This window comes from Tritonibacter aquimaris, from assembly GCF_009617595.1.
Classification (GTDB): domain Bacteria; phylum Pseudomonadota; class Alphaproteobacteria; order Rhodobacterales; family Rhodobacteraceae; genus Epibacterium; species Epibacterium aquimaris.
The window spans coordinates 369710-393832 of the sequence record NZ_WIXK01000002.1; the positions used below are offsets into that span (position 1 = coordinate 369710).

The window sequence follows — 24123 nt, forward strand, 5'->3', positions numbered from 1 at the left end:
CCAGATGGTTTTGCTGGCGGGTAGGCGCGTGCTAAGATAATCAGCCTAGCAGCCCGATGAAGGCTTCGGCAGAAAAAAAACCGCGGCCAGTGGTCGCGCCTTTGTTATCTGTTGGGGCGGCTAGTTTCGCGGCCAACAGGGCAAAAGATCACCGGTTTCAGGACGGGCAAGAAAGATTGCGCGCGCAATTGCCCGACTGAGACACAGCGCGCCGGCATGGCACAATTGCGGTAACAGCGCATCCACCGGCGCCGCGTTTGATGTGCTGAGCGCAAACACCAGATCCCCATCCATCGGAGTGTGCGCAGGTACAATGGCGCGGGCGATGCCATCGTGGGATGCTACGGCCAGCCGTTTGCATTGCGCCTTGGTCAGCGGCGCATCCGTGGCCATAATCGCCAATGTGGTATTGCTGCCCTCTGCTGCGGTGAGCTTGGTGGGCACTGTTGCAAAACCTGCCCTGGGGTCTGGGCCCAAGGCGCCAAATTCACCGTCAATTTCAAAAGGTGCGGCCCAGAAATGCTGTTCGCCGGGCGTGGTGACGGTACCCACAGGGTTTGCAGCCACCAAAGCTGCAACAGTGTAGCCGCTTTCCAAAACAAAAGACGCAGAGCCTAAGCCACCTTTTAACGTGGCAGTGGTCGCCCCCGTGCCCGCACCGTGTGATCCAAGCGCAAACTCCTGCGACGCAGTGGCAAATGCTGCGCGCCCAAGCGCGTTATAGGGGTTTTTGTCCCAATCCTTGTTGCCGCCATTCAGCAGATCAAACAGGATTGCGCCGGGGGCAATGGGCACGCGCGCGGTGCCAACTTCAAATCCACGGCCCGCTGCATGTAGTGCCTCCATCACGCCAGAACAGGCCTCAAGCCCAAAAGCTGAGCCGCCCGCCAGCACCAATGCATCCACCTGTGCCACCGATTTATCAGGTGCCAGCAAATCAGTGTCGCGACTTCCGGGTGCGCCGCCCATTACATGACAAGAGGCCGTAAAGGGCGCATCTGCGGTCACCACAGTCACCCCGGATTTCAGGCTCTGATCCTCGGCATTGCCCACCTTAAGCGCGGCAATATCTGTGATCAGATTGCGGGGGCCGGGGCGGAGCATGGGTCAGTCCTCGTCGATTTTGCCGCGCAGTGACTTGACCGCGCCGCGCTGCTTTTTGGCAGCGATCCGGCGTTGAATAGAGCCGCGGCTCGGTTTTGTTGCAATGCGCCGTTTCGGGGCCACCAATGCCTGTGCGATCATCTCTGCAAGCCGCTCGCGAATCAGGTCGCGATTGCGCGCCTGGCTGCGGGTTTCATCACAATAAAGCACAATGGCACCTTCTTTGGTCCAGCGCCTGCCGGCAAGACGGCGCAGGCGTTTTTTCACTGCAGGTGTCAGGCTGGGGGAACGTTCCGCCTCAAAGCGCAGTTCCACCGCAGTGGAGACTTTGTTGACGTTCTGCCCGCCGGGGCCAGACGCGCGCATGAACTGCTCGGTCAGCTCCCAGTCTTGCAGGGTTATGGTGTCATTGATGCGCAGCATTGGACCTTCCTTTGTGCGCCTTATGCCATCGGATACGGCAAAAGAAAATCGTGACCACATTGGCCAAATAAAAAGGGCTGCTCGAGTTTGCGCAACGAACAGCCCTTCTTGAGTATTCGGAGGTGCGCCGGTTAGGCGGTCACCAATTTGAGGGTTGCATCCACTAAGGGCTGCCTCAGTGCTGCGTCTCCCAAACTGTTCCGACACCGTTCTCCAAGTTCCCAATAGACACTAGAGCACCTCCTTTCTGAATGTTACGCGTAAAGGAAGCCTCGCATAGAAAACTTGAAAGTCAAAACAAAATCATGTGGCGCGCGTAGTGAGTTTCCCCACGATGATGCGGAATGGCACAAGCGCAACCAGCGCAAGTGATAGCTTCACACACCAATCTGCAAAGGCCAGAGACACCCAGATCGGCTGCGGCTCGCCCCCCCCTAAAAATGGCACAACTTCCCAGGCCCAGCTGATCGCAGCATCGGCGTCAGGGCCAAAGATGGTGACCGAAGCAGAGAAGGCGATGGTGAAAAACAGCGCGGTATCAAGCGCAGAGCCCACAACAGTCGACACCAGCGGCGCGCGCCACCAGGCACCGGCCTTAAAACGGTTAAACAGCGCCACATCGGTGAGCTGTGCAATCAAGAAGGCACTGCCAGATGCAATCGCGATCCGCAACGGCACGGCAGGGCCGAATTCAAGCATGATCTGGCTGCCGATCAGCGAGCAGATGACGCCGGTGATAAAGCCAACAAAGACAACTTTGCGTGCCGCCGCCGCACCATAAACCCGGTTCATAATATCGGTGACAAGGAAGGCGAAAGGATAGGTGAAGGCCCCCCAGGTCAGCCATTGACCAAAGAGAAATTGCACCAGGATATTCGACGCCACCACGATGGCGGCCATAGCAATAATGCCAGGAAGATGTACGCGGGTCATGAACAGGATCCGTTTTAACAAGGTTGCGGCAACTTGGGCTGTGTCAAACAGCCAAGCCCGGCTCATGCGCGATCTTGTGGCAAAAATCAAGCGTGGTGACACCCGCCCGATGCTGGATTTTCACCAAAAACCGGCTCCCGCTGGGTCAAGCGCGGCGTCAACGTGGCAGTTGATATTCCACCAGCTCGCTTTTTTGAAACGACAGGAAGTTGTTGTCAGACACCATTGCGGCCCGCAGTTGCCCGGTGCTTGTTTGCCAAACCGAAAGCCCTTCGAGGTTGCCATGGGTGCCAAGCGGGGTTGTCAACAAGGTCGTCTCGTTGCGGATTGCATCTCCGTCGATCTCCCAGCGTCGCAGGCGCGATTTGAAACCAACAAGGGCAAACTTGCGCTCAAGCAGGTAGAGCCGCCCATCGGGGCCAATGTCTAGCCCGACAGGCAGATAGCCTGCGGATTTTGGCACCTCAAACGGCTGCTGCCATGTGCGGCCGTTCCAGCGCCAGACCGGAAACCCTTCGCCAGGTGCTTTTTCCGGCAAGGTATACAGATTGCCATTCTTGTCGTTTGCCAGGCCTTCCAGCGCTTTGTTGAAACCAAAATGGCGAAAACTGCGCGGCTGCGGCAGGTCTTCGGCCTTGGCGGTTCGGGTTTCATAGCGGCTGACCCGCGCAAAGCCTTCAAATGAGACATAGATCGTCCCATCCGGGGTGACGCTCAACCCTTCGCTGTCAAGAAAGTCACGCCCGCTTTTCATCTCTTTGCCCCAGATGTTGCGCAGCTGGTTATGGGCTTTCAATTGCATGCCCGTCAGCGCACCATCATCGCGCAAAAGTTTACCCTGAAGCAGATGTGAACGGTCTGTCAGCACCGTCACATTCTCGCCTTTGGCATCCACAGCAACCGCCGAAAGCCCACCAAACCAGGGTTCTTTTAGCTCCAGCGACAGGCTGGACAGAAGCTTGGCCTGATTGGGGGCAGTCTGTGAAACATTGGCTGCATAGGCTGCAACGGCCGCACAGATGGCGGCCACTGGCAAAATCAGTTTGATCGTAAAACGGCGGCGCATTGTTGGGGCAGATCCGATAAGGTGTAATCGCGTTTCGGTTTAGGCTTTGGCGCGTTTGGGTCAACCGGTTTTGGCGGCGGCGGGTTTAAAATATTGCGAACCCATTCCTGTGCCTCGGCGCAACCGTCCCCTTTTGGCGGTGCGGCCTGATTGACACAGCCGCGCGCGCCCTTGGGGCAGGCAAGACGCACATGGAAATGATAGTGATGCCCCCACCAGGGCCGAATTTTACGCAGCCAGCGCCGATCGCCTTTGGCATCTTTGCACATCTGGACCTTTGCGCCGGGAAACACAAAAATCCGCGCCACCCGTTTATCTTTGGCCGCCGCACGTAAAATCGCGTGGTGTTGTTTGCTCCAGGAGCTGTTCACATAGGCGCCCGCTGCGCGCCGCATCGAGATTGATGAGATGTTTTCGCGCGCATTGCGCGACAGGTTCAGCCGATCAGCAGGCCGCATCCAGATATCAGCATCAAGCCCGATCTGATGGCTGCGATGGCCTGACAGCATCGGCCCGCCCCGCGGCTGGCTGATGTCACCAATATAAAGCCCGTCCCAGCCCTTTTGCCGAGCCGCGACCCGGCTCAGATCTTGGATGAAATCAATGGTTTCGGGGTGGCCCCAATTGCGGTTTCGCGACAGGCGCATAGCTTGCCAGGTCGGGCCGGTTTCCGCCAGCTCCACTGCGCCTGCAACACAGCCCTTGGCATAAGATCCAAACGGTGCGGGCTTTTGCGCCGATCCTTCTGCCTTGGCTCCAAACAGCTGTTTGGCTGGAGGCGCGGCCATGGCGGCGGTGCTGAGAACAATCAATAAAGACGCAAGTAGTGTTTTCAAACCTGATCTCCTTCTGCTCGCACCCAGCGTAGCAGAAGAAGGCCAAATACAAAGAGGGCAATCACCGGCATAATTCCCAGTCGCGCACTTTCGCTTACAGCCGTGGCAATGCCGATCAGCAGGGGGGCAAGAAAGGCCGTGGCGCGCCCCGAAAGCCCATATAGACCAAAGCTTTCGGCGGCATTTTCGACCCGCGTATGACGCACCATCAGGCTGCGGCTGCTGGCCTGCAAGATGCCGCCAAAGCCGCCGATTAAAACCCCGCAAATAAAGAACAGCGCATCAGGAAGCTGTGACCCTTCCTGCAATGCAATGCCAAAGAACTGCTCGCGCGACATAGAAACGATGGTGGTTGAAACCAGAATCAAGATCCAGATCGCGCCAAGAATTACCGGTTTCGGGCCCAGATGACGGTCGGCCTTGCCGCCAAGCCAGCTAAACAAGGCAGCAGAAATCGCAGCAATAATACCAAAGATCCCAATCGAGGCGATGTCCCAACCCAGCACAAGGCGCGCATAGACCCCTCCAAACATATAGAGCCCGTTTAGCGCATCGCGATAGAGCATCGACGCGCCCAGAAACCAGCCAAGGCTTTGGCGCTCGCGCAGGGCTTTGATAGAGGCCAGCACTTGTTTGCCCGCCGTTATCAGGCCAATGCGGCGCGATGGGGCCACAGGTTCACGCACCCACAAAGCGTAGGGCGCGATGAACAGTAAAAACCACAGGGCGGTGAATGGCCCAACCGCACGGGTGCCCTCGCGATCGGCAGCAGACAGGCCAAAGATGGGATCAAGCCCGATAATGGTTTTTCCGTCTGGCTGCTCAACCAGCAACATCAGCACAAAAAACAACGCCAGCACACCGCCGAGATAGCCAAAGGCAAAGCCTGACCCTGAAACCGCGCCCACGTCTTCTTGTTTGGACAGCCCCGGCAGCTGCGCATTGACAAAGATCGCGGCAAATTCCGCACCAATAAAGCCAATGCCAAAGCTTACCAGCATCAGATAAAGGTTTGAGCCATCGGCCGCCATGAACCACAGCCCAAATGCGCCCAGCACATAAAGCAGCGAAAACCCAAACACCCAGCGCAGCTTGCTGCCGGAGGCATCCGCAATTGCACCAATAAACGGCGCAAGCAGTCCAATCGTAAGACCGGTGATCGTCATGCAGCGCGCCCAAAGCGTCTGCGCCTGCGCTTTGGCAACAGGTTCAGCCGTGCCAAGCCCCATGAAATAATCGGCCGCAACAGCTGCAAAAAACGGGCCAAAGATAAAGGTCACAAGCAGCGTGTGATAAGGCTGGCTCGCCCAGTCAAAGAACCACCACCCCCAGATGCGTTTTCTGTTGGAAACGGTTGTCATCATCGTGCCCTTCGTCTTTTGCTGGCTGCTCTTATGGCGACGCGCTTGAACAGTATCAAGGCATAGTATTTTTGCATTTACCTCAGAACCTTGAGCCTGACAGCAGATTTACCATGCGTAAATAGCTTGCCATTACAAACCTTGCGCATAGGCTCCACACCGCATACCTATTGGGCTCTTGCAACAAAGGGAAAAGACATGCAGTCGTTGTTTCAAATCTTGATGCTGGTTCTGGATATCGTCTGGTTCTTCATCATTGCCCATGTGATCATGAGCTGGCTGATCAACTTCCAGGTCTTGAACCTGCATCAACAATTTGTTGGCCAGATCTGGTATGGTCTCAACCGTATCCTTGAGCCAATCTACGGCCCGGTGCGCCGTTTGCTGCCAAATATGCAAGGCATTGATATTGCGCCGCTTCTGGTTCTGGTTGGCGTCTATGCGCTGCGTATTGTCCTGGTGAACAACGCCGCCGCTTTCTAGCGTAGCCTGATTAAATCTTGCGTTTCCGTCTGGGGCGGCCTCTTGCCGCCCGATTCACCTTGTGAGATTGTAGCTCAAACCCGAGCAGCACTCACAAGCACGAGGCCCCAATGTCAGGCCCCACAGGCGCGACCCCACTTTTGCGCGAAATTTTTGGATTCGATGAATTTCGCCCGGGCCAGGGCGAAATTGTTGATGCCGTAAGCGCCGGGGAAAACGTGCTGGCGATCATGCCAACCGGCGGCGGTAAATCCCTGTGTTATCAACTGCCTGCGCTTTTGCGCGATGGCATCACCGTGGTAATTTCACCGCTGATTGCGCTGATGCGCGATCAGGTGCGCGCGCTACAGGAAGCTGGAGTTTGCGCTGGTGCGCTGACCTCTGGCAACACGCCGGAAGAAACCGATGCGGTCTGGGATGCAATCGAACAGGGTCAGCTGAAGCTTTTGTATATGGCGCCGGAACGGCTGGCCTCTGGGGCGTCGCTCAATACGCTGCGTCGTATCGGGGTCAGCCTGATTGCGGTGGATGAAGCCCATTGCGTCAGCCAATGGGGTCATGATTTTCGGCCGGATTACCTGCGCATCGGGGAACTGCGTCGCGCGCTCGATGTGCCATTGGTGGCCCTGACCGCCACGGCAGATCAGGAAACCCGCGAAGAGATTGTTGAAAAGCTCTTTGATGGTGAACAACCGCGCGCCTTTCTGCGTGGCTTTGACCGTCCCAACATCCATCTGGCCTTTGCGGTCAAGGATGGGCCACGCCGTCAGATCCTTGATTTCGCCGATGCGCGCCGGGGCCAATCCGGCATTGTCTACTGTGGCACCCGCGCCAAGACCGAAGGGCTGGCCCATGCGCTGCGCGAAGCGGGTCATGTGGCCTGCCACTATCATGGCGGTATGGAGGCCGAAGACCGCCGGATTGTAGAAACCCGCTTTGCCCGCGAAGATGGGTTGATCGTGGTCGCAACCGTGGCCTTTGGCATGGGGATCGACAAGCCGGATATTCGCTGGGTGGCCCATGCGGACCTGCCAAAATCGATTGAATCCTATTATCAGGAAATCGGCCGCGCCGGTCGTGATGGGGCGCCTGCGGAAACCCTGACGCTTTATGGCGCAGAAGACATCCGCCTGCGCCGCGCCCAGATCGACGAAGGCCTCGCCCCGCCGGAACGGCGCGCCGCAGATCACGCGCGTCTTAATGCGCTTTTGGGCTTGGCCGAAGCGTTGAAATGCCGCCGCCAGACCCTTTTGACCTATTTCGACGAAGAGGCAGAGCCCTGCGGCCACTGTGATCTATGTGACAGCCCGGTTGATGTGTTTGATGGCACCACTGCGGTGCGCAAGGCGCTTTCGGCAATTTTGCGCACCGATGAGACCTACGGCAGCGGCCATCTGATTGATATTCTCACCGGGCAGCAGACCGACCGTATGCGCGACCGCCGCCATGATGAGCTTTCGGTGTATGGCTGTGGGCAGGAATATAACAAACGCGAATGGCAGGCGGTGTTTCGCCAGATGATGGGCCATGATCTGGTGCGCCCAGACCCGGAACGCCACGGCGCGCTGCGCATGACAGAAGCGGCGCTGCCGATCCTGAAAGGCGAAAACACAATTGAGCTGCGCCGCGACACGATTACCAAGGCCACCCGCCGCCCGGCGGTGAAGGCATTGGTATCTGAAGAAGACGCGCCGCTTTTGTCGGCGATGAAAGCCAAACGCCGCGCCCTGGCAGAGGCGCAGAAAGTGCCCGCCTATGTGATCTTCCCGGATCGCACCTTGATTGAGATGGCGGAAAAACGCCCGCAAACGCTGGATGAAATGGCGCGGATCGGTGGCGTTGGTGCGAAAAAGCTCGATCGTTACGGCGATGCGTTTCTTGCGGTGATCACTGGCGAGGCGGCGCAGCTGCATCCGGCGCGGCGCAAGCTTGCAAGCGCGGGGGCTGGTACAATTTATGATGCGCTGCTTGAGGCGCAATCGCGGCTTGTGCGCGGTGAAGATGGAGTGGATAAACCGCTAAGCTGTTCTGCCTCGATGCTGGCAAAAGTTGCGCAGATGCGTCCCGATGATGAGTTTGGTGTGAACCGGCTTTTGGGGGAGCGCCGCGCCGAACGTTTCGCTGCGGCGTTTCTGGATGTTTTGCGCGGCGCGGGCTAGGTCAGATCAAGGATCAACAGGGCCAAGATCAAAGGGGAAGTGAATGCTGGTAGTTGTGTCTCCGGCCAAGAAGCTGGACTGGGATGAACGTACTATTGAGATGAGCGCGCCGCTCTTTCAGGAGGATGCGATTTATCTCAATGAGGTGGCGCAGGGCCTGTCGGTGGCAGAGCTGCAAAAGCTCATGCATATCAGCGAAAACCTGGCCAAGCTGAACTACGACCGTTTTCGCAGTTTTCACCCCACACCCGCTCCCGAAGATCTACGTCCGGCGGTGCTGGCCTTTGCGGGGGACACTTATCAGGGGCTTGAAGCAGGCTCGCTTGATGCGGATGAACTGGCCTATGCGCAGCGCCACCTGCGTATTCTTTCGGGGCTTTATGGTGTTTTGCGCCCGCTTGATGGCATGCAGCCCTACCGGTTGGAAATGGGATCGCGGCTGAAAAACGCGCGTGGCAAATCGCTCTATGATTATTGGGGCAGCCAGATTGCCGAGACGCTTAATGCGCAAGCGTCTGAAACAGGTGCGAAATTCCTGCTGAACTGTGCCAGCCAAGAATATTTTGGTGCGGTCGATCTGGATGTTTTACAGCCTAAATTAGTGACGCCGGTCTTTATGGAAAACAAAGATGGCAAAGCCAAGATTGTCAGCTTTTATGCCAAACGTGCCCGCGGTGCGATGGCGCGATATGTGATCCAGAACCGCATCACCGATCTTGAGGGCGTGTTGGAATTTGACAGCGGCGGATACGCCTATCAGCCCGAGATGTCAGAGCCCACAAAACCGGTGTTTTTGCGCGCGGGCTAAGATTTCAACGGCTCAGCGCCCGCGGGATGATGCGCTTCGATCCGCTCGTGGATGAGGTTTTTGCGCAGAGGTTTGGTGAGATAGAAATCCAGACCTGCCGCCAGAATACCTTCACTGTCGCCCGTCATCGCATGGGCGGTCAGTGCCACCACGGGCACGTGTGCGCCGGTGGTGGATTCAATGCGGCGAATTTCACTGGTGGCTTGTTTGCCGTCCATTTTGGGCATGGAAATATCCATGAAAATGAGATCCGGCTTGTAGCTTTGATATAGCTCCACCGCCTCAAGCCCATTGTTGGCAAACTTCAGCTCGATATTGAGATCCTTGACCATCTTGCGGAATACAAGCTGGTTGGTCTTGTTGTCTTCCGCCGCAAGAATGCGCATTTTTTCTGCGCCAGTAGGTGTTTGTGCGAGGTCGGCATCTGAATGAACCTCTACGGCCACGGTTTGTGGAGGTGTTTCCTGCGATGTTTCCTGCGCGGGGGCAGGTTGATCCGATGAAATAGTGCTGATCTTATTGAACAGTTCCAGCCGCATGACCGGTTTGGTCACGACCGAATTGGCAAGCGATTGTACGTCTTCGCTGCTCACCACGCTGGGTGTTGCACTGAGCGCGAGAATTGGTATCTCGGCGGCGCGCGCGCGGATTTCGCGCAGCAGCGCTACTCCATCGCTTTGGCTCATGTCGCAGTCGCAGATGACCAGATCAATGGCTTCCTGCAGCTTTGCCATTGCCTCTTCGGGATTTGAGGCACGTTCGATCGCAAGCCCAAGCTGAAGCAGCTGTTTTTCGACAATCTCACGGTTGGCAGGCTGGTCGTCCACCACCAATACCTTGCGCAGGTTTTCTGGCAGTTTGGGCAGATTGATGGTTTTGGGCTCTCCCACCGGCAGCACCAGACGGAAGCCAAAACAAGAGCCTTTGCCAACGTCGCTTTCAACCCAGATCTCACCGCCCATCATTTCAATCAGGCGTTTGGTGATGGCAAGGCCAAGACCCGTGCCTTCAAACTGGCGATTGCGCTCATCTTCGACCTGGTTGAACTCACCAAACACATGTTGAAGCTTGTCTTCGGGAATGCCAATGCCCGTGTCTTCCACGGTAATATGGATCGCACAGGTGTCCTGATCCGGCGTGGGCACACCGGTTGCGCGCAGCGCCACATGGCCGCTTTTGGTGAATTTCACCGCATTGCCAACAAGGTTGGTCAGGATCTGGCGGAACCGGCCAGGATCCCCAATAAAGGTAGAGGGCAGGAACAGGTCGAAATCGACCATCATCGACAGGCCCTTGTCGCGCGCGCTCGGCTGCAACAGCATCACAACCTCATGCAGGCTCTGCTCAAGGTTAAAGGGCTCTGGGTGCAGGATCAGCTTGTCGGCTTCGATCTTGGAGTAATCCAGCACGTCATTGATAATCACCAATAGCGCTTCGCCAGAGTTCTTGATCGTATCCGCGTATAGTTTTTGCTCGGTGCTGAGGCCCGTGTCGCTCAGCAGTTCAGCCATGCCAACAACCCCGTTCATCGGGGTGCGGATTTCATGGCTCATATTGGCGAGGAAGGCGGATTTTGCCCGGTTTGCCGCTTCGGCGCGTTCGCGGGCGGTGCGCAGCTCTTCTTCGTATTGCACCGTGGTGGTAATATCGAGCGCAAGGCTCACCATATCGCCTTCATGGCCGCGCTGATCCAGCAGCTTGAGGTAGCGGTCATCCCACAGGCGCACCACAACCGGTTCCGGGGTTGGCGACATCCAGCGCTCTGTCATCATCTTGCGCCAGCTGTCCATTGGCCGATCGCCGGTGTTGATCAGCCCTTCATCGGTCAAAAGCTGCAGCAGCCGTACATAGGAAATGCCGGGCTCAACCTCTTCGAGACCGTCAAAAATATTCAGATAGGCGGTGTTTGCCCCGATCAGCTTGCCGTCGGAATCAAAAAACGCAAACCCATCCTGAAACGCCTGGATGGAATGCCAAAGCCGCCGTTCCGCAACCTCGATCTTTTCGTTGGCCTGGGTGAGGTCAGATTTGACCTTCTCATTTTCCACCCGCACATTGGCCACTTCTGCCTGGGTCGCCCCAATGCGTTTGGTCAGCGCCAGCGCATGACGGCCCAGCTTGCGGTTGGCGGCCGTCAGTTCGGCCTGCTTGAGCTCAAGCAAGCGTTCAGCGGCCAATCTGGCCCGCCGCTCTTCTGCCAACTTGTCAGCAAGGTTCATCCCTGCGCACTCCAAAACTAGGCCGTAAAAAACAGCACGGCGGCGCGAAAAAACACTGTCACCGTGATGTGGTTGCCTATTGGTGTTACGTGAGTAATGCTTGCGATGGCGTTAAACGAGATGCGGCTTTCTTGCCAAAAATGAACGCCGATATGCGATGGCTTCCCCCAACGAATTCGATTCAAGCTTCTCTTGAAAATGAGAGAAGTTCTTTATTTCAGGTGTTTAGAATGATCATCGTGGGGAATGGGCAGGCCCATCGCCTGCAACAAATGCGGCCAATTACATATTTAAAGCGACATGCCGACTGATAGTGTAGAGCGAATTGCGCTAAGTTTACGGAAGGGTGCGGGGAATCATTCACGCCGCCCTTCATGCAGCCAGGCTGCAACCATCAGTCCTGCTGCCAACAGGAGCAGCAACCATGCCGGTAAAAGCGGTGTTTGACGCACCGCTAGGGTCTCATAGGCGTTGCGGGGGGTAATCCCAATCCAGCCCCGCCCCGCGGCAGGGCGTCCAGCACGTATGTCACGCAGCCGCGGCAGCCCCTCATCAATAGAGACATCCCCACCATTCATTGATGCGATCACCGGGTTGAGCCAGGCACCGGTCGCGATTGTCTGCTCAAACTCGCGCGGGGCGGCAGGGCCAAGGCCGATGACCGCCTCCTTTTCGCCTTCGCGCAGACGATACAGCCCGATTTCAGGCCCTTCAAACTGGGCGCCCCACTGACCCGGCGCATGCTCTTGCATCTCAAGCCTGCTCTCGCGGCCATCCGGATGGGTGATGGTCAGCGCGCCGATATCATCACTCAGGCTGCGGCGCAGGATGCGCATGTTCTGCCCATTGGCCTCGGCCCAGAGCATATCCTCTTCCAGATCCGGCTCTTTCATCATCCAATGGGCCAGCCTGCGCAACAGCTCCAGTTGGGGCCCGCCGCCTTCATAGCCACGGCTCCACAGCCAGGCATGATCAGACGCCAAAAGCGCAACCCGCCCCGCGTCCACACGGTTGAGGATCAGCAAAGGCTGCTCATCAACACCGGTCATCACAATATCACCCTCGGAATGACCCAGCTCAATCTGGCGCAGCCAACTGCCCCAGCTCTCGCCATTTTGCAGATCGGACGTCACCGGATGGCGCTGGCCAAGGTCTGACACTTTGGGCTGATAATGCTGTTCAATCACCCGCGCGGTGGGATGGGCGGGCAAAACCTGCGCCAGCGGCGAGCGATAGATGGAATCCGCGCTGGCAAAATCAGGGCCCGCTGCAACCAGCACCGCACCGCCTTCGCGCACATACCGCGCCACATTCTCAAGATAGACCGGAGGCAGAATGCCGCGCCGCTTGTAGCGGTCAAAGATGATCAGATCAAAATCCTCGATCTTCTCCAGAAACAGCTCGCGGGTTGGAAAGGCAATCAGCGACAGCTCTTCGACGGGCACGCCATCTTGTTTTTCGGGTGGTCTGAGAATGGTGAAATGCACCAGATCCACCGCGCTGTCAGATTTCAACAGATTGCGCCAGGTGCGCCCGCCGGGATGCGGCTCTCCGGAGACCAACAGCACCCGCAGCCGGTCGCGCACCCCGTTGATCTGAATAAGCGCGGTATTGTTGCGATCGGTCAGCTCATCTGTGGCGGTGGGCACGGTAAACTGGATAACGTTGCGCCCGCCATGGGGCAGGGTGAGCGGCAGATCAAAATCGCGCCCGATTGGCAGGCTAAAGCGCTGCGCGTCCCCGCCATCGATGGAAATCGCCAGCTCTGCCAGCGCGGCATCCGGTGCTGCGCCTTGATCTTCTATGCGCAGGGTCAGCGTCACTGGCTCGCCGATAATGGCAAAGCTGGGGGCTTTTTGCACCACAAGGCGGCGATCCCAGTCACCTTCACGGCCACTGCGCAACAGATGCAGCGGCGCGGGCAGCTCTGGCGCGGCCTCTGCATCATGGATCTGCCCATCAGAGATCGCAATGATACCAGCAACCCGTCCGCGCGGCTCATTGGCCAGCGCGTCAGAAAGGCTCTGCATCAATGTGGTGCCGCTGTTATCAAGGCCATCACCAATCACTACCTCACGCAGCTCGGTATTGGCGCGGGCAGCAACGGCATCACGAATATGATCTAGGGCTTGCGCGGTTTGATCCGGGCGGTCCGACAGGCTCTGACTGGCGCTTTCATCCACCAGCGCAATGACAATATCGCTTAGCGGTGCGCGTTCTTCGCGTTGCGACACCGGGCCGGTCAACGCGGCCAGCACCACCAGAGCCGCCAATGCACGCAACGCCCAGCCTGACAGGCGGTGCCAGATCGCCAACCCCAGTGCAACAAGGCTCAGCGCAGCCAGCGCCCAGATCACGGGCCAGGGCAGCATCGGATCAAAGAGAATATCAAAACTCACGCGCTCATCCTCGTCCTTGCTCCAGCATCATTGCCCCAGCCGATCCAACAGGGCCGGCACATGAACCTGATCGGATTTATAATTTCCGGTCAGAACATGCATGATCAGATTGATGCCAAACCGATAAGCCATCTCGCGCTGGCGCTCCCCGGCAAAACCACGCCCCACCGGCAGCAAGGGTCGCCCGTTTTCATCTACGGCCCAGGCAGATGCCCAATCATTGCCGCCAATAACCACCGGCGTCACCCCATCGTTGAGGTTGCGAAACGGCAGCCCTTCGATCTGTTCGGCGTCTTCGGGCGCGGCCTCAACCCAGACCGGCGCTCCCCGTTTGCGCCCGGGAAAATCCTGCAGCAGATAAAACGCCCGCGTCAGCACATGGTCGCTGGGCACCACATCCAGCGGTGGAATATCCAGCGGCCGCGCCAAAAGCTGCAGATGCCGCGCCGCCGGGCTATTGGCCCCGGCCCGCGCCAGATCCGCATCGCGGGTGTCAAACAGGATCATGCCGCCAGATTGCAAATAGGCGTTGAGCTTTTCATAGGCCTTGGGCGAAGGTTGCGGCTGTTTTACGCTCACCGGCCAATAGAGCAGGGGGTAAAACGCCAGCTCATCTTGTTCCAAATTCACCCCGGCGGGGTTCGCAGGCTCAATGGAGGTGCGATAATACAAGACATCGCTCAACCCGCGCAGCCCGCGGCGCGACAGCTGATCCAGCTGTTGATCCCCGGTCAGCACGTATCCCAGCGTCACTTCTGATGCCAGCGCGGCAGGGTTGTCTGTTTCCTGCGCAGCTGCATCCTGCCCGTACAGCATCATCGCGATGATGACAGGCGCTGCCACACGGGCGATCCGCACCAGGCCAGACAGGGCCAGTGTTGCCACCACATCTACGGCCAGCAACACCAACGCCAGCGCCAACAGCCAGCCCCCCAGCGGTTTTTCCTCAGCCGGGGTAAAGCCACGCAGGGTCACGCTTGCAGGCCATGTCGCCATTTCAATCACCGTATCCGCGCCAATCACATTGCGGGCCAGGGCGCGGCTGTTGCTTTGGTAAAGGCCGGGTTGCAGGTCGCGGCTTAGCACGGCGCTCACAAGGTCAGGGCCGGCAACGCCCGCGAGTTCGCTGCCATCTTGCAGCTGGCCAAACCCGTTCAATACCTGCACCGGGCTCCAGATCGTACCTTCAAGACTGGCCTCATCCGGGCGTTGGGCGGCGCTGGTGATCGACAAGCGCTCCAGCATGTCCACAAACAAGCCCGAAAGCGGCAGGCTGCTCCATTCCGCATTGGCCGTGACATGAAACAGCACCACCTGCCCCTGACCCAGCGCCTTGCGCGTCACCAGTGGGGTGCCATCTCCAAGCTCTGCAATCACCCGCTCTGCCAGGGTGGGATCGGGCTGCGCCACCACCTGCGAGGTCACGGTGACCTCATCAGGGATCTCCAGCCCATAAAACGGAGAGTTCTGCGCAAAGGATGCCAGCGTTTTGGGCGCCCCCCAGCTCATGGCGCCGCCCAGACTGCGGCCACCGCTGCGCAAACGTACCGGCATCAGCGGATGTTCTTCGGCGCGGGAGGTATCGCTTGCCGCCAGTCGCGGCCCGGCAAAGCGCACAAGCAGCCCGCCAGCATTGACCCATTCAATCAGCGCGTCCTCCTGGGATTTTGGCAGCCGCGCCACATCCGCCAGCACAATCACATCCGGGTTTGCTGGCAGAATGTCACTCAGGCTGCCCTCCAACAGATCGGTGCTCTCGATCAGGGCGCTGCGCAGATAATGCAGCGGCGACAGCAGCGCGAGCCCTTCATTGCCGCTGGCCGCACCAATCAGCGCAACCTCACGGCGGCGCAGCGCATCATCCACCAGCGCCACCGCCCCGGAAGAGCGCGCGCCCTCAATCGAAAACCACTGCAGCCGCGCGCGCAGCTCAGCTGGTAACAGCAGCTTTGCGCTGGCATCACTCTTACCGGGGGCAAAGCTCAGGTCGATCTGCGCCAGCGGTCGCAAACTGCCGCTTGGGTCGGTGCCCTGTGCCAACACGCGAATATCTTGCGCAGTTTCTGCGTTTGCACGGGTTGCGCGCAGCTCAATTGCACCATCAACAAATTCAGGCGGGCGCAATCCCATAGGCTGCGCCGGTGGGGCCACAACCGTTACTGCTCCGCGCGCTTCAACCGCGCTGAGCAGATCCGCATGGCCAGTGCTGTTGATGCCGTCGCTGAACCACAGGGTGTCAAACCCACCTTCAACAGCCGCGATTGCAGCCAAGGCCACTTCTGTTGTGGCTTCTGTGCTGTGCCAGGCTTCGGGCAAAATCCCCGCGACCTGTTGTTGCCAGACATCGGCGGATTGAAACTGCAAGGCTTCGGGCGCGCTGCGACGCAGCAGCGCCACCGGGCGGCCATCGCGGCCTGCCTCGCCCAGATCCTGCGCCAATTGCGCCTGTAGCGCGCTCCAATGGCGCGCCCCGGCCCAGCTGGCATCCAGCACCACCAGCAATGGCCCCGCGCCGCGATCCTGCTGATCCGGGTTCAACACCGGCCCGGCGAGGCCGACAATAATCGCCGCCGCCGCCAGCAAACGCAAAAGCAGCAGCCACCAGGGGGTGCGGTCGCTTTGGCTTTCGTCGTCTTTCAACCCAGAAAGCAAGGTTACCCCGGCAAAGATCTGTTTGCGTGGCGCAGGCGGCACCGCACGCAGCACAAACCACAGGATCGGCAGCGCCAAAAGCCCCAGCAACAGCCAGGGTGCGCCAAATCCTATGCCTGCAATGATGTTCATGCGCTGGTCCTTTGCATGGCGTGGTAAATCCACATCAGCCCGTTTAGGGCGCTGTCATCGCTATGATGCACGCCCATGCTCCACCCCGCATCACGGCAGAGGCGCTGCAACAGATCGCGCCGCTCGGCCAGACGCGCCTTGTAGCGGTCGCGCAGCGCGCTGGCCTTTAGCGTTTCATGTTCAAGCGCCCCGGAGGGGCTTTGAAACCGGGTGCGCCCAGCAAAGGGGAAATGCTCTTCGGCCGGGTCAAGCACCTGCAACACCACACCCCGCACCCCGCGATCCGCAGCCTTGGTGAGCGCCAGTTGCAGCTCTTCAAAGGGGCCAAGAAAATCAGAGACAAACAGCGCCCGCGCATGGGGGATCAGCGCCCGGTGTTCCGGTGGCGCAAAATCCTGCGCCTCCTGCTGCATCAGCATTTGTGTCAGCCGCAGCACCTGTGCATTGCCCCGACGCGGCGGCAGCACACCCCCGGTCAGCCCCACACGTTCGCCCGCCCGCAGCATCAAGATCGCACAGGCAAGCGACAAGACACGTGCGCGCTCAATCTTTTGCGGCAGGCCATCATGTGACGCAAACTGCATTGAGCCACCAAGATCGCACCACAGATGCACCGTCTGTGCGATCTGCCATTCGCGCTCGCGCACGAACTGATGATCGCCGCGCGCAGATCGGCGGTGATCAATCATGCGGCGGCTGTCGCCCTGCTGCAGCGGACGGTATTGCCAGAAATCATCGCCAAGCCCGGCACGCCTGCGCCCGTGATCACCCAATAGGATCGATCCGGCCAGCTGCTCTGCCTGCACCAATAGGGGCGGCAGCGCACTGGCCTCTTCTTCGGCGCGCTGGCGTAAATGGGCGCTCACGCGGCGGCCCCGGCAATCTGCGCCGCCTGTACCTTGGCGGCAACATCCGTGATCAGATCAGGCAGGCTGTCACCGCGCGCCCGCGCAGCAAAGTTCAACTGCATCCGGTGGCTCAGCACTGGCAGCGCCATATTGATGACGTCCTCCGCATTGGGGGCAAGCCGCCCGTCCAGCATTGCCCGCGCCCGCACCGCCAGCATCAGCGCCTGCGCCGCGCGCGGCCCCGGACCCCAGGCAACGCTGTCGCGCACCTCAGCCGAGACATCCACCTCTGACGGGCGGAAAGCACGCACCAGATCCAAGATCAGCTCCATCACCGATTCCCCCACCGGCATGCGCCGCAACAGGGTCTGCGCCGCCACCAGTTCTGCGGCGGTAAACACCGCATGGGCGTTGTCTTCTTCAACTCCGGTGGTGGCCAATAGAATGTCGCGCTCGGTTGCGCGATCCGGGTAGGGCACATCAATCTGGAACAGGAACCGGTCCAACTGCGCCTCTGGCAGCGGATAGGTGCCTTCCTGCTCAATCGGGTTCTGGGTGGCAAGCACATGAAACGGCACACCCAATGTGCGGGTATCGCCCGCCACGGTGACTTCGCGCTCCTGCATTGCCTGCAACAGGGCCGATTGCGTTCGCGGGCTGGCACGGTTGATTTCATCCGCCATCAAGAGCTGGCAAAAAATAGGCCCCTGAATAAACCGAAATGCCCGGCTGCCATCCGCAGCAGTATCCAGCACTTCTGAGCCCAAAATATCCGCAGGCATCAGATCGGGTGTAAACTGGATGCGGCTGCCATCCAGCCCCATCACGGTGGACAGGGTCTCTACCAGACGTGTCTTGCCCAGCCCCGGCAGGCCAATCAGCAAGCCATGACCGCCGCACAACAGCGTTGCAAGGGTCAGATCCACCACCCGCTCCTGGCCAATAAAGCGTCGGGTGATCGAGGCCCGCGCCTCCTGCAGCTTGCGCTCCAAGGTCTCAATTTCCGTCAGCAAATTCTCAGCTTCGGACATAGCTTTCCCTTTACACCGCCTATACACTGTCACTCTATCGCGCTTATCAGAAATGGCAAAAGCAATGAGTGGACAAAATACCGTTACGCCAACTGCCGATGGTCTGGCCGAGGCCGCCAAAGCCGCCTCCAAAGGCAAGGGCCTGCCGCCGGTACATCTGTGGAACCCGCCGTTTTGCGGCGATCTCGACATTCGCATCGCCCGTGATGGCACCTGGTTCTACCTTGGCACCCCAATTGGCCGGTTTGAGCTGGTGAAACTGTTCTCCTCCATCCTGAAACGCGAAGAGGGCAAATATTTCCTCGTCACCCCGGTGGAAAAAGTCGGCATCACCGTGGATGACGCGCCTTTTGTGGCAGTGGATTTTGAAGCCACAGGTACAGGTGAAAGCCAAGAGCTGCGCTTTACTACCCATGTGGGGGATGAGGCCACCGCAGGCCCCGATCACCCGATCCGCGTGGTGCGTGACCCCGAAACCGGCGAGCCCGCGCCCTATGTGCTGATCCGCGCCGACCTAGAGGCGCTGATTGACCGCAAAAGCTTTTATCGTCTGGTAGATCTTGGCGCCCATCACGACGGCTGGTTTGGCCTGTGGTCCGGCGGCCAATTCTTCCCGGTGATCCCCTCAGGTGAGCTGGTGTGACAGCAGCTCCCACTGATCGGCCTTCACTTCAAGCGTTTCATCGCGCAGGTAAAAATGAAAATGCCGTGTGCCACTGCCCTGCAGGTCGATCCACGGCGTTGGATCTAGATCGTCGCGGCTGTTGCCTGCTATTTGATAAAACTCGCCCCAATTGGGGGCAAGGCCGCTGAAACGGCATTGGCCACCATACCAGCCATGATCATTGAGAGCGGTCAGCCGATAACGCGCGCAATTGTGAAACTGCAAGGTGATCCGTTCAACGCCTGCAAACGCCCGAAACTGATAATGGTTGGGTCTCAGCTGCACCTCTAGATCGGTGTCTGTTACGGCAATCTGCGGATCTGGCGTATTTGGATGCGCGTTCCAATCGTGATTGAGCTGGGTGAATTCTGGCACATCCTCAGCGCAGAAATGCCAGGGCAGGGGCGTATGCGGTAGTATCTCCACCCGTGGTGCGTGGGTTTTGCTAAAGGCTTTCTGCACCCGTTCCAGCGGATGATCGACCAAAACGCTTATGTCTCCCATTGCGCCCAATGGGCGGGTAGTCAGGCAGCTGTGTTGTTGGTGGTTTGAGACTTCAAGTATGTCCATGACCTCTTCATCCACCATGATCCGATCACCGGGGTTTGGCACATACGTCAGAGCAGAGAGGGCCAGAACCGTGCGCCTTCGCTGCGCGTCTGTCGGCGCCAGTGAAAATGCATCGTGAAGAATAGCGTGTGGTTTGTGCATGAAAAAACCATGTTGAACAGACGCAGATTGACAGAGGATGTGTGATCCTACCAGCGCTGTTTCGCCATCGTGAAACTTTGCTCTAAATACCGGGTTTTCGCAGACTTGGCGCTCCCGTAGGCTAAGGTTAGACCGCCGCTGAAACCTAAACGCCTCGACCAAGATGCAGGACGCCCATGCCCCGATTTGCCGCAAACCTTTCGATGCTCTTTACTGAGCTGCCCTATCTGGATCGCTTTCAGGCAGCCGCAGATGCAGGCTTTGAAGCGGTGGAAGTGCTGTTTCCCTATGAGGTTGCGGCCAAGGAAACCCAGCGCGCGCTTTTGGCCAATGGGCTCGAACTGCTGCTGATCAATGCACCGCCGCCCAATTACACTGGCGGGCGTCCCGGTTATGCGGCAATGCCGGAAATGGAGGAGCGTTTTCAACGCGATATTCGCCGGGTGATGCGTTATGCGGATGTTTTGCGCCCCAAGATGATCCATGTGATGGCGGGCTATAGCGAAGGCGAAGAGGCGCGCGCCTGTTTTATCCGCAACCTGCAATATGCCGCGGATCAGGCTCCGGCGCAGCAATTCACCATTGAGCCGCTGAACCGGGGTGACCAGCCCGGCTATTTTCTCAATGATTATACGCTGGCGATGGGGGTTCTTGAAACGGTGGCGCGCTCCAATGTTGGGCTGCAATATGATGCCTATCACGCACAAATGATCCACGGCGATGCCGCTGCGGTGTGGCAGGAATTTGGCCAGCACGCGGTACATGTGCAGATCGGCGCTGCGCCCAGCCGCTGTGAGCCGGGCACCGGGCCGGTTGATTTTGCAGAACTTTTTGCCGCAATCGATGCCAGCGGCTATGACGGCTGGGTGAGCGCAGAATACACGCCGTCAACCACCCGCACCGAAGATTCACTGGGCTGGATGCAATTTGATGAAACATGAGGCAGATCAATTGTTTTTGCACCATGATGTGCCTATTTACTGATCAGATTTTTTATCAGGAGCCGCCATGTTGCCTGCCCGTATTGTTCCGCACGTCGTTGCTTTCATTCTTTCCGGTACCATGTCCTGTATCGTGACGCTGGTGGCGAGCCTGCGCACGGTGGGCCTTGGGGCTGAGACGGTGCCCGCCTGGCTTGGTGCCTGGAGCTTGGCCTGGCCGATTGCATTCACCGTCATGCTGGTGATTGGCCCCTTTGTGCGCAAATTGGTCTGGAAACTGGTGCCCGCACAGGAACGCCCCGCACAGCAATAACAGCGCATTTGGGGGTGCGCTCCCGCCGAGGGTTGCACATTTAACAAATGTGCCCCTCGTTGGGCCGGGCGCCGGGCTACCGCCCGGCGTGGATGCTATTGCGGATGGCCTATGATGATTAAACCCATAGATGGTTAATCGGCGCGCACAAACCGCACCCGCGCACCGCAGGTGCCACGCCCAACTGTGCAGGACGCATCAGCGTCCGAAGCGGGCGGGAGCACACCCCTTGCGTTAATGCGCTTCGGCCCAGTTGAGGCCACGCCCCGCTTCCACCACAAGCTTCACATCCAGATGGACCACAGGATCCGAGGCCCCCTCCATCACCGCTTTGGCAGCTGCAATCGTGTCATCGGCGGCCTCTTCTGGCACCTCAAACAGCAATTCGTCGTGCACCTGCAACAGCATCCGCGCGGGCAGATGTGCAATTGCGTCCGGCATGCGGATCATGGCGCGCCGGATCACATCAGCGGCTGTGCCCTGGATCGGCGCGTTGATCGCCGCGCGTTTGGCAAAGCCTGCCCGCGGCCCTTTGGCGGCAATTTCCGGCGTATGGATTTTACGGCCAAACAGCGTCTCCACATAGCCATGCTCTTTGGCAAAGGCGACGGTGTCGTCCATATAGCGGCGAATGCCGGGGAACCGTTCAAAATAGCGGTCAATAAAGCCCTGCGCCTCTTTGCGCGGGATGCGTAGATTGCGCGCCAGACCAAAGCCCGAAATCCCGTAAATCACACCAAAGTTGATCGCCTTGGCCTGACGCCGGATATCGGGGGTCATCTCATCCATTGGCACATCAAACATCTCTGATGCGGTCATGGCGTGAATATCGTGACCCTGGGCAAAGGCGTCTTTCAGCGCATCAATCCCCGCCACATGGGCCAGGATGCGCAGCTCGATCTGGGAATAATCCAGCGCCAGCAATACATTGCCGGGCCCCGCCACAAAAGCTTCGCGAATACGGCGGCCTTCTTCGCTGCGGATCGGAATGTTTTGCAGGTTGGGATCAGATGAGGCCATCCGCCCAGTGTTGGCACCGGTCTGCAGATAGGACGTATGCACCCGGCCGGTATCTGGGTTGATATGATCCTGCAACGCGTCGGTGTAGGTGGATTTAAGCTTTGAAAGTTGCCGCCAATCCAGCACCTTACCGGGCAGGTCATGTTCGGTGGCCAGATCTTCCAAAATATCGGCACCGGTGGAATATTTGCCGTTCTTGCCGCGTTTGCCGCCGGGCAGGGACATTTTATCAAACAGGATCTCGCCCAGCTGCGCGGGCGAGCCCACGTTGAAATCTTCCCCCGCGAGCGCGTGAATTTCTGATTCAAGTCCGGCCATTTTCTGGGCAAAGGAGTTTGACATCCGGCTCAGCGTGTCGCGATCCACTTTGATCCCGTGCATCTCCATCTGCGCCAGCACCGGCACCAGCGGGCGCTCCAGCGTTTCATAGACACGGGTCACCTGACGCTGATGCAGTTTGGGTTTGAACAGCTGCCACAGGCGCAGGGTGATATCAGCATCCTCGGCGGCATAGGCGGTGGCCTCATCGATGGCCACTTTGTCAAAGGTGATCGCGGATTTACCAGTGCCAAGCAGAGGTTTGATCGGGATCGGTTTGTGATCAAGATAGCGCTCAGACAGCGTGTCCATACCGTGCCCATGTTCGCCGCCATGCAAGGCATAAGACATCAGCATGGTGTCATCCACCGGGGCAACGCTCACGCCATAGCGGGTAAAGATCTTGGCATCATATTTGATGTTCTGGCCGATCTTGATGATCGCGGGATCTTCCAGCACCGGTTTCAGCAGCGCCAGCGCGTCCTCCAATGGCATCTGCCCCTCGGCCAGACCTTCGCTGCCAAACAGATCGTCACCCCCCGCCTTATGGGTCAGCGGGATATAACAGGCGGTGCCCGCCTCAACACAAAGCGAAATCCCCACCAGATCCACCTGCATCTCATCCAGGCCGGTGGTTTCGGTATCCACCGCAACCCAGCCGCGTTCACGGATCTGGTCAATCCAAACCTGCAACGCCGCTGCATCGCGGACACATTCGTATTTCTCCGCCTCAAACGCCACGGCCTCGGGCGCGGCAATTTCTACCGCCGCTGGCGCATCTGCAATCACCGGAACCTCAAGGCCCAGCTGATCCGCCATCCGTTTTGACAGCGTGCGCAGCTCCATATCCGCAAGGAAGCTCAGCAGCGTATCAGCCTCGGGCGCGCGCACTTCCAGCTCTTCAAGGCTGAAATCCAGCTCCATATTGCAATCCAGCTGCACCAGCTGTTTCGACAATTCAATCTGGTCACGTTTTTCGATCAGGGTCTGGCGGCGTTTGGGCTGTTTGATCTCTTCGGCGCGATCCAAAAGTTCCTCAAGGGAGCCATATTCATTGATCAGCAAAGCCGCGGTCTTAATCCCGATCCCCGGCGCGCCCGGCACATTGTCCACGCTGTCGCCCGCAAGCGCCTGCACATCCACCACCCGTTCCGGGCCAACGCCGAATTTCTCCTCAACACCGTCGCGATCGATGCGTTTGTTTTTCATCGCGTCGAGCATCTCAACCCCGCCGCCCACAAGCTGCATCAGATCCTTGTCCGAGCTGATAATGGTACAGCGCCCACCAGCGTCGCGCGCCTGACAGGCCAGGGTTGCAATGATATCATCCGCCTCAAAGCCTTCGACCTCTTTGCAGGCAATGTTGAAGGCGCGCGTTGCATCGCGGGTCAGCGGAAACTGCGGTCTCAGATCCTCGGGTGCGGGCGGGCGATTGGCCTTGTAGAGATCATAAAGATTGTTGCGAAAGCTCTTGCCGGAATGGTCAAAAATCACCGCCACATGGGTGGGTGCATCCGCCCCGTGATTGCCCGCCACATAGCGCTGCAGCATATTGCAAAACCCCGAAACCGCGCCAATCGGCAACCCATCGGATTTGCGCGTCAGCGGCGGCAGCGCGTGATACGCTCGGAAAATGAACGCTGAACCATCGATAAGATGCAGGTGACAGCCCGCGCCGAATTCAGTATTGCTCATGCCATTA

The 24123-nt window shown here is 58.6% G+C and carries 19 protein-coding genes; 6 read left to right on the forward strand and 13 right to left on the reverse strand.

Going from position 1 to position 24123, the window contains the following annotated elements; genetic code table 11:
• Positions 1–120: 120 nt before the first annotated feature.
• The 6 genes from GG681_RS05360 to GG681_RS05385 form a co-directional block, all read right to left on the reverse strand.
• Positions 121–1104, reverse strand: coding sequence for a P1 family peptidase (locus GG681_RS05360; RefSeq protein ID WP_153545855.1), 984 nt, complete (start codon positions 1102–1104; stop codon positions 121–123).
• A gap of 3 nt (positions 1105–1107) precedes the next feature.
• Positions 1108–1527, reverse strand: coding sequence for an alternative ribosome rescue aminoacyl-tRNA hydrolase ArfB (arfB, locus tag GG681_RS05365; RefSeq protein ID WP_153545857.1), 420 nt, complete (start codon positions 1525–1527; stop codon positions 1108–1110).
• A gap of 303 nt (positions 1528–1830) precedes the next feature.
• Positions 1831–2460: a queuosine precursor transporter gene (locus GG681_RS05370; RefSeq protein ID WP_153546149.1), complete on the reverse strand. Its 630-nt coding sequence runs from the start codon at positions 2458–2460 to the stop codon at positions 1831–1833.
• Between the two features lie 157 nt (positions 2461–2617).
• Positions 2618–3526, reverse strand: a complete 909-nt coding sequence (locus GG681_RS05375; protein WP_153545859.1) for an esterase-like activity of phytase family protein — start codon at positions 3524–3526, stop codon at positions 2618–2620.
• Positions 3499–4314 (reverse strand): penicillin-insensitive murein endopeptidase, encoded by an 816-nt coding sequence (gene mepA, locus GG681_RS05380; protein ID WP_153546151.1) that lies wholly within the window; start codon positions 4312–4314, stop codon positions 3499–3501. The genes GG681_RS05375 and mepA overlap by 28 nt, the downstream gene beginning before the upstream one ends.
• 44 nt (positions 4315–4358) lie before the next feature.
• A complete protein-coding gene (locus GG681_RS05385; RefSeq protein WP_153545861.1) occupies positions 4359–5723 on the reverse strand; it encodes an MFS transporter in 1365 nt (454 codons plus the stop codon).
• 198 nt (positions 5724–5921) lie between these two features.
• On the opposite strand from GG681_RS05385, the gene GG681_RS05390 reads away from it, so the two are divergent.
• The 3 genes from GG681_RS05390 (at position 5922) to yaaA (ending at position 9173) form a co-directional block, all read left to right on the forward strand.
• Entirely contained in the window at positions 5922–6206 is a 285-nt protein-coding gene (locus tag GG681_RS05390) for a YggT family protein (protein WP_153545863.1), read from the forward strand.
• 110 nt (positions 6207–6316) lie between these two features.
• Positions 6317–8365: a DNA helicase RecQ gene (recQ, locus tag GG681_RS05395; RefSeq protein ID WP_153545865.1), complete on the forward strand. Its 2049-nt coding sequence runs from the start codon at positions 6317–6319 to the stop codon at positions 8363–8365.
• A 43-nt stretch (positions 8366–8408) separates the two neighbouring features.
• The gene (yaaA, locus tag GG681_RS05400; protein WP_153545867.1) at positions 8409–9173 is read left to right on the forward strand and encodes a peroxide stress protein YaaA; all 765 of its coding nucleotides are present in this window, start codon (positions 8409–8411) and stop codon (positions 9171–9173) included.
• Here yaaA and GG681_RS05405 read toward each other — a convergent pair.
• The 5 genes from GG681_RS05405 to GG681_RS05425 all read right to left on the reverse strand — a co-directional run bounded on the left by GG681_RS05405 (position 9170) and on the right by GG681_RS05425 (position 18454).
• Positions 9170–11392 carry a response regulator gene (locus GG681_RS05405; protein WP_153545869.1) on the reverse strand — a complete coding sequence of 741 codons (2223 nt, stop codon included), beginning with the start codon at positions 11390–11392 and terminating at the stop codon, positions 9170–9172. The two genes, yaaA and GG681_RS05405, sit on opposite strands and share 4 nt — an antisense overlap.
• Positions 11393–11748: 356 nt before the next feature.
• Positions 11749–13791, reverse strand: a complete 2043-nt coding sequence (locus tag GG681_RS05410; protein ID WP_328593273.1) for a hypothetical protein — start codon at positions 13789–13791, stop codon at positions 11749–11751.
• Positions 13792–13818: 27 nt separating this feature from the next.
• The gene (locus GG681_RS05415) at positions 13819–16575 is read right to left on the reverse strand and encodes a DUF4159 domain-containing protein (protein ID WP_153545871.1); all 2757 of its coding nucleotides are present in this window, start codon (positions 16573–16575) and stop codon (positions 13819–13821) included.
• Complete coding sequence (locus GG681_RS05420; RefSeq protein ID WP_328593274.1) at positions 16572–17441, reverse strand: DUF58 domain-containing protein; 870 nt, start codon at positions 17439–17441, stop codon at positions 16572–16574. Before GG681_RS05420 ends, GG681_RS05415 begins: the two co-directional genes overlap by 4 nt.
• Entirely contained in the window at positions 17438–18454 is a 1017-nt protein-coding gene (locus GG681_RS05425) for an AAA family ATPase (RefSeq protein ID WP_153545873.1), read from the reverse strand. Before GG681_RS05425 ends, GG681_RS05420 begins: the two co-directional genes overlap by 4 nt.
• A 64-nt stretch (positions 18455–18518) precedes the next feature.
• On the opposite strand from GG681_RS05425, the gene GG681_RS05430 reads away from it, so the two are divergent.
• A complete protein-coding gene (locus tag GG681_RS05430; protein ID WP_153545875.1) occupies positions 18519–19097 on the forward strand; it encodes a DUF1285 domain-containing protein in 579 nt (192 codons plus the stop codon).
• On the opposite strand, the gene GG681_RS05435 is transcribed toward GG681_RS05430, so the two are convergent.
• Positions 19080–19829 carry a hypothetical protein gene (locus GG681_RS05435; RefSeq protein WP_153545877.1) on the reverse strand — a complete coding sequence of 250 codons (750 nt, stop codon included), beginning with the start codon at positions 19827–19829 and terminating at the stop codon, positions 19080–19082. The two genes, GG681_RS05430 and GG681_RS05435, sit on opposite strands and share 18 nt — an antisense overlap.
• Positions 19830–20005: 176 nt before the next feature.
• On the opposite strand from GG681_RS05435, the gene GG681_RS05440 reads away from it, so the two are divergent.
• Together GG681_RS05440 and GG681_RS05445 are read left to right on the forward strand one after the other, a co-directional pair.
• Positions 20006–20770, forward strand: coding sequence for a hydroxypyruvate isomerase family protein (locus GG681_RS05440; RefSeq protein WP_153545879.1), 765 nt, complete (start codon positions 20006–20008; stop codon positions 20768–20770).
• A gap of 67 nt (positions 20771–20837) precedes the next feature.
• A complete protein-coding gene (locus tag GG681_RS05445) occupies positions 20838–21083 on the forward strand; it encodes a DUF2798 domain-containing protein (RefSeq protein ID WP_153545881.1) in 246 nt (81 codons plus the stop codon).
• A 234-nt stretch (positions 21084–21317) separates the two neighbouring features.
• Here the strand turns inward: GG681_RS05445 and polA are convergent, their stop codons facing one another.
• A complete protein-coding gene (gene polA / locus GG681_RS05450; RefSeq protein WP_153545883.1) occupies positions 21318–24116 on the reverse strand; it encodes a DNA polymerase I in 2799 nt (932 codons plus the stop codon).
• Between the last annotated feature and the right edge of the window lie 7 nt (positions 24117–24123).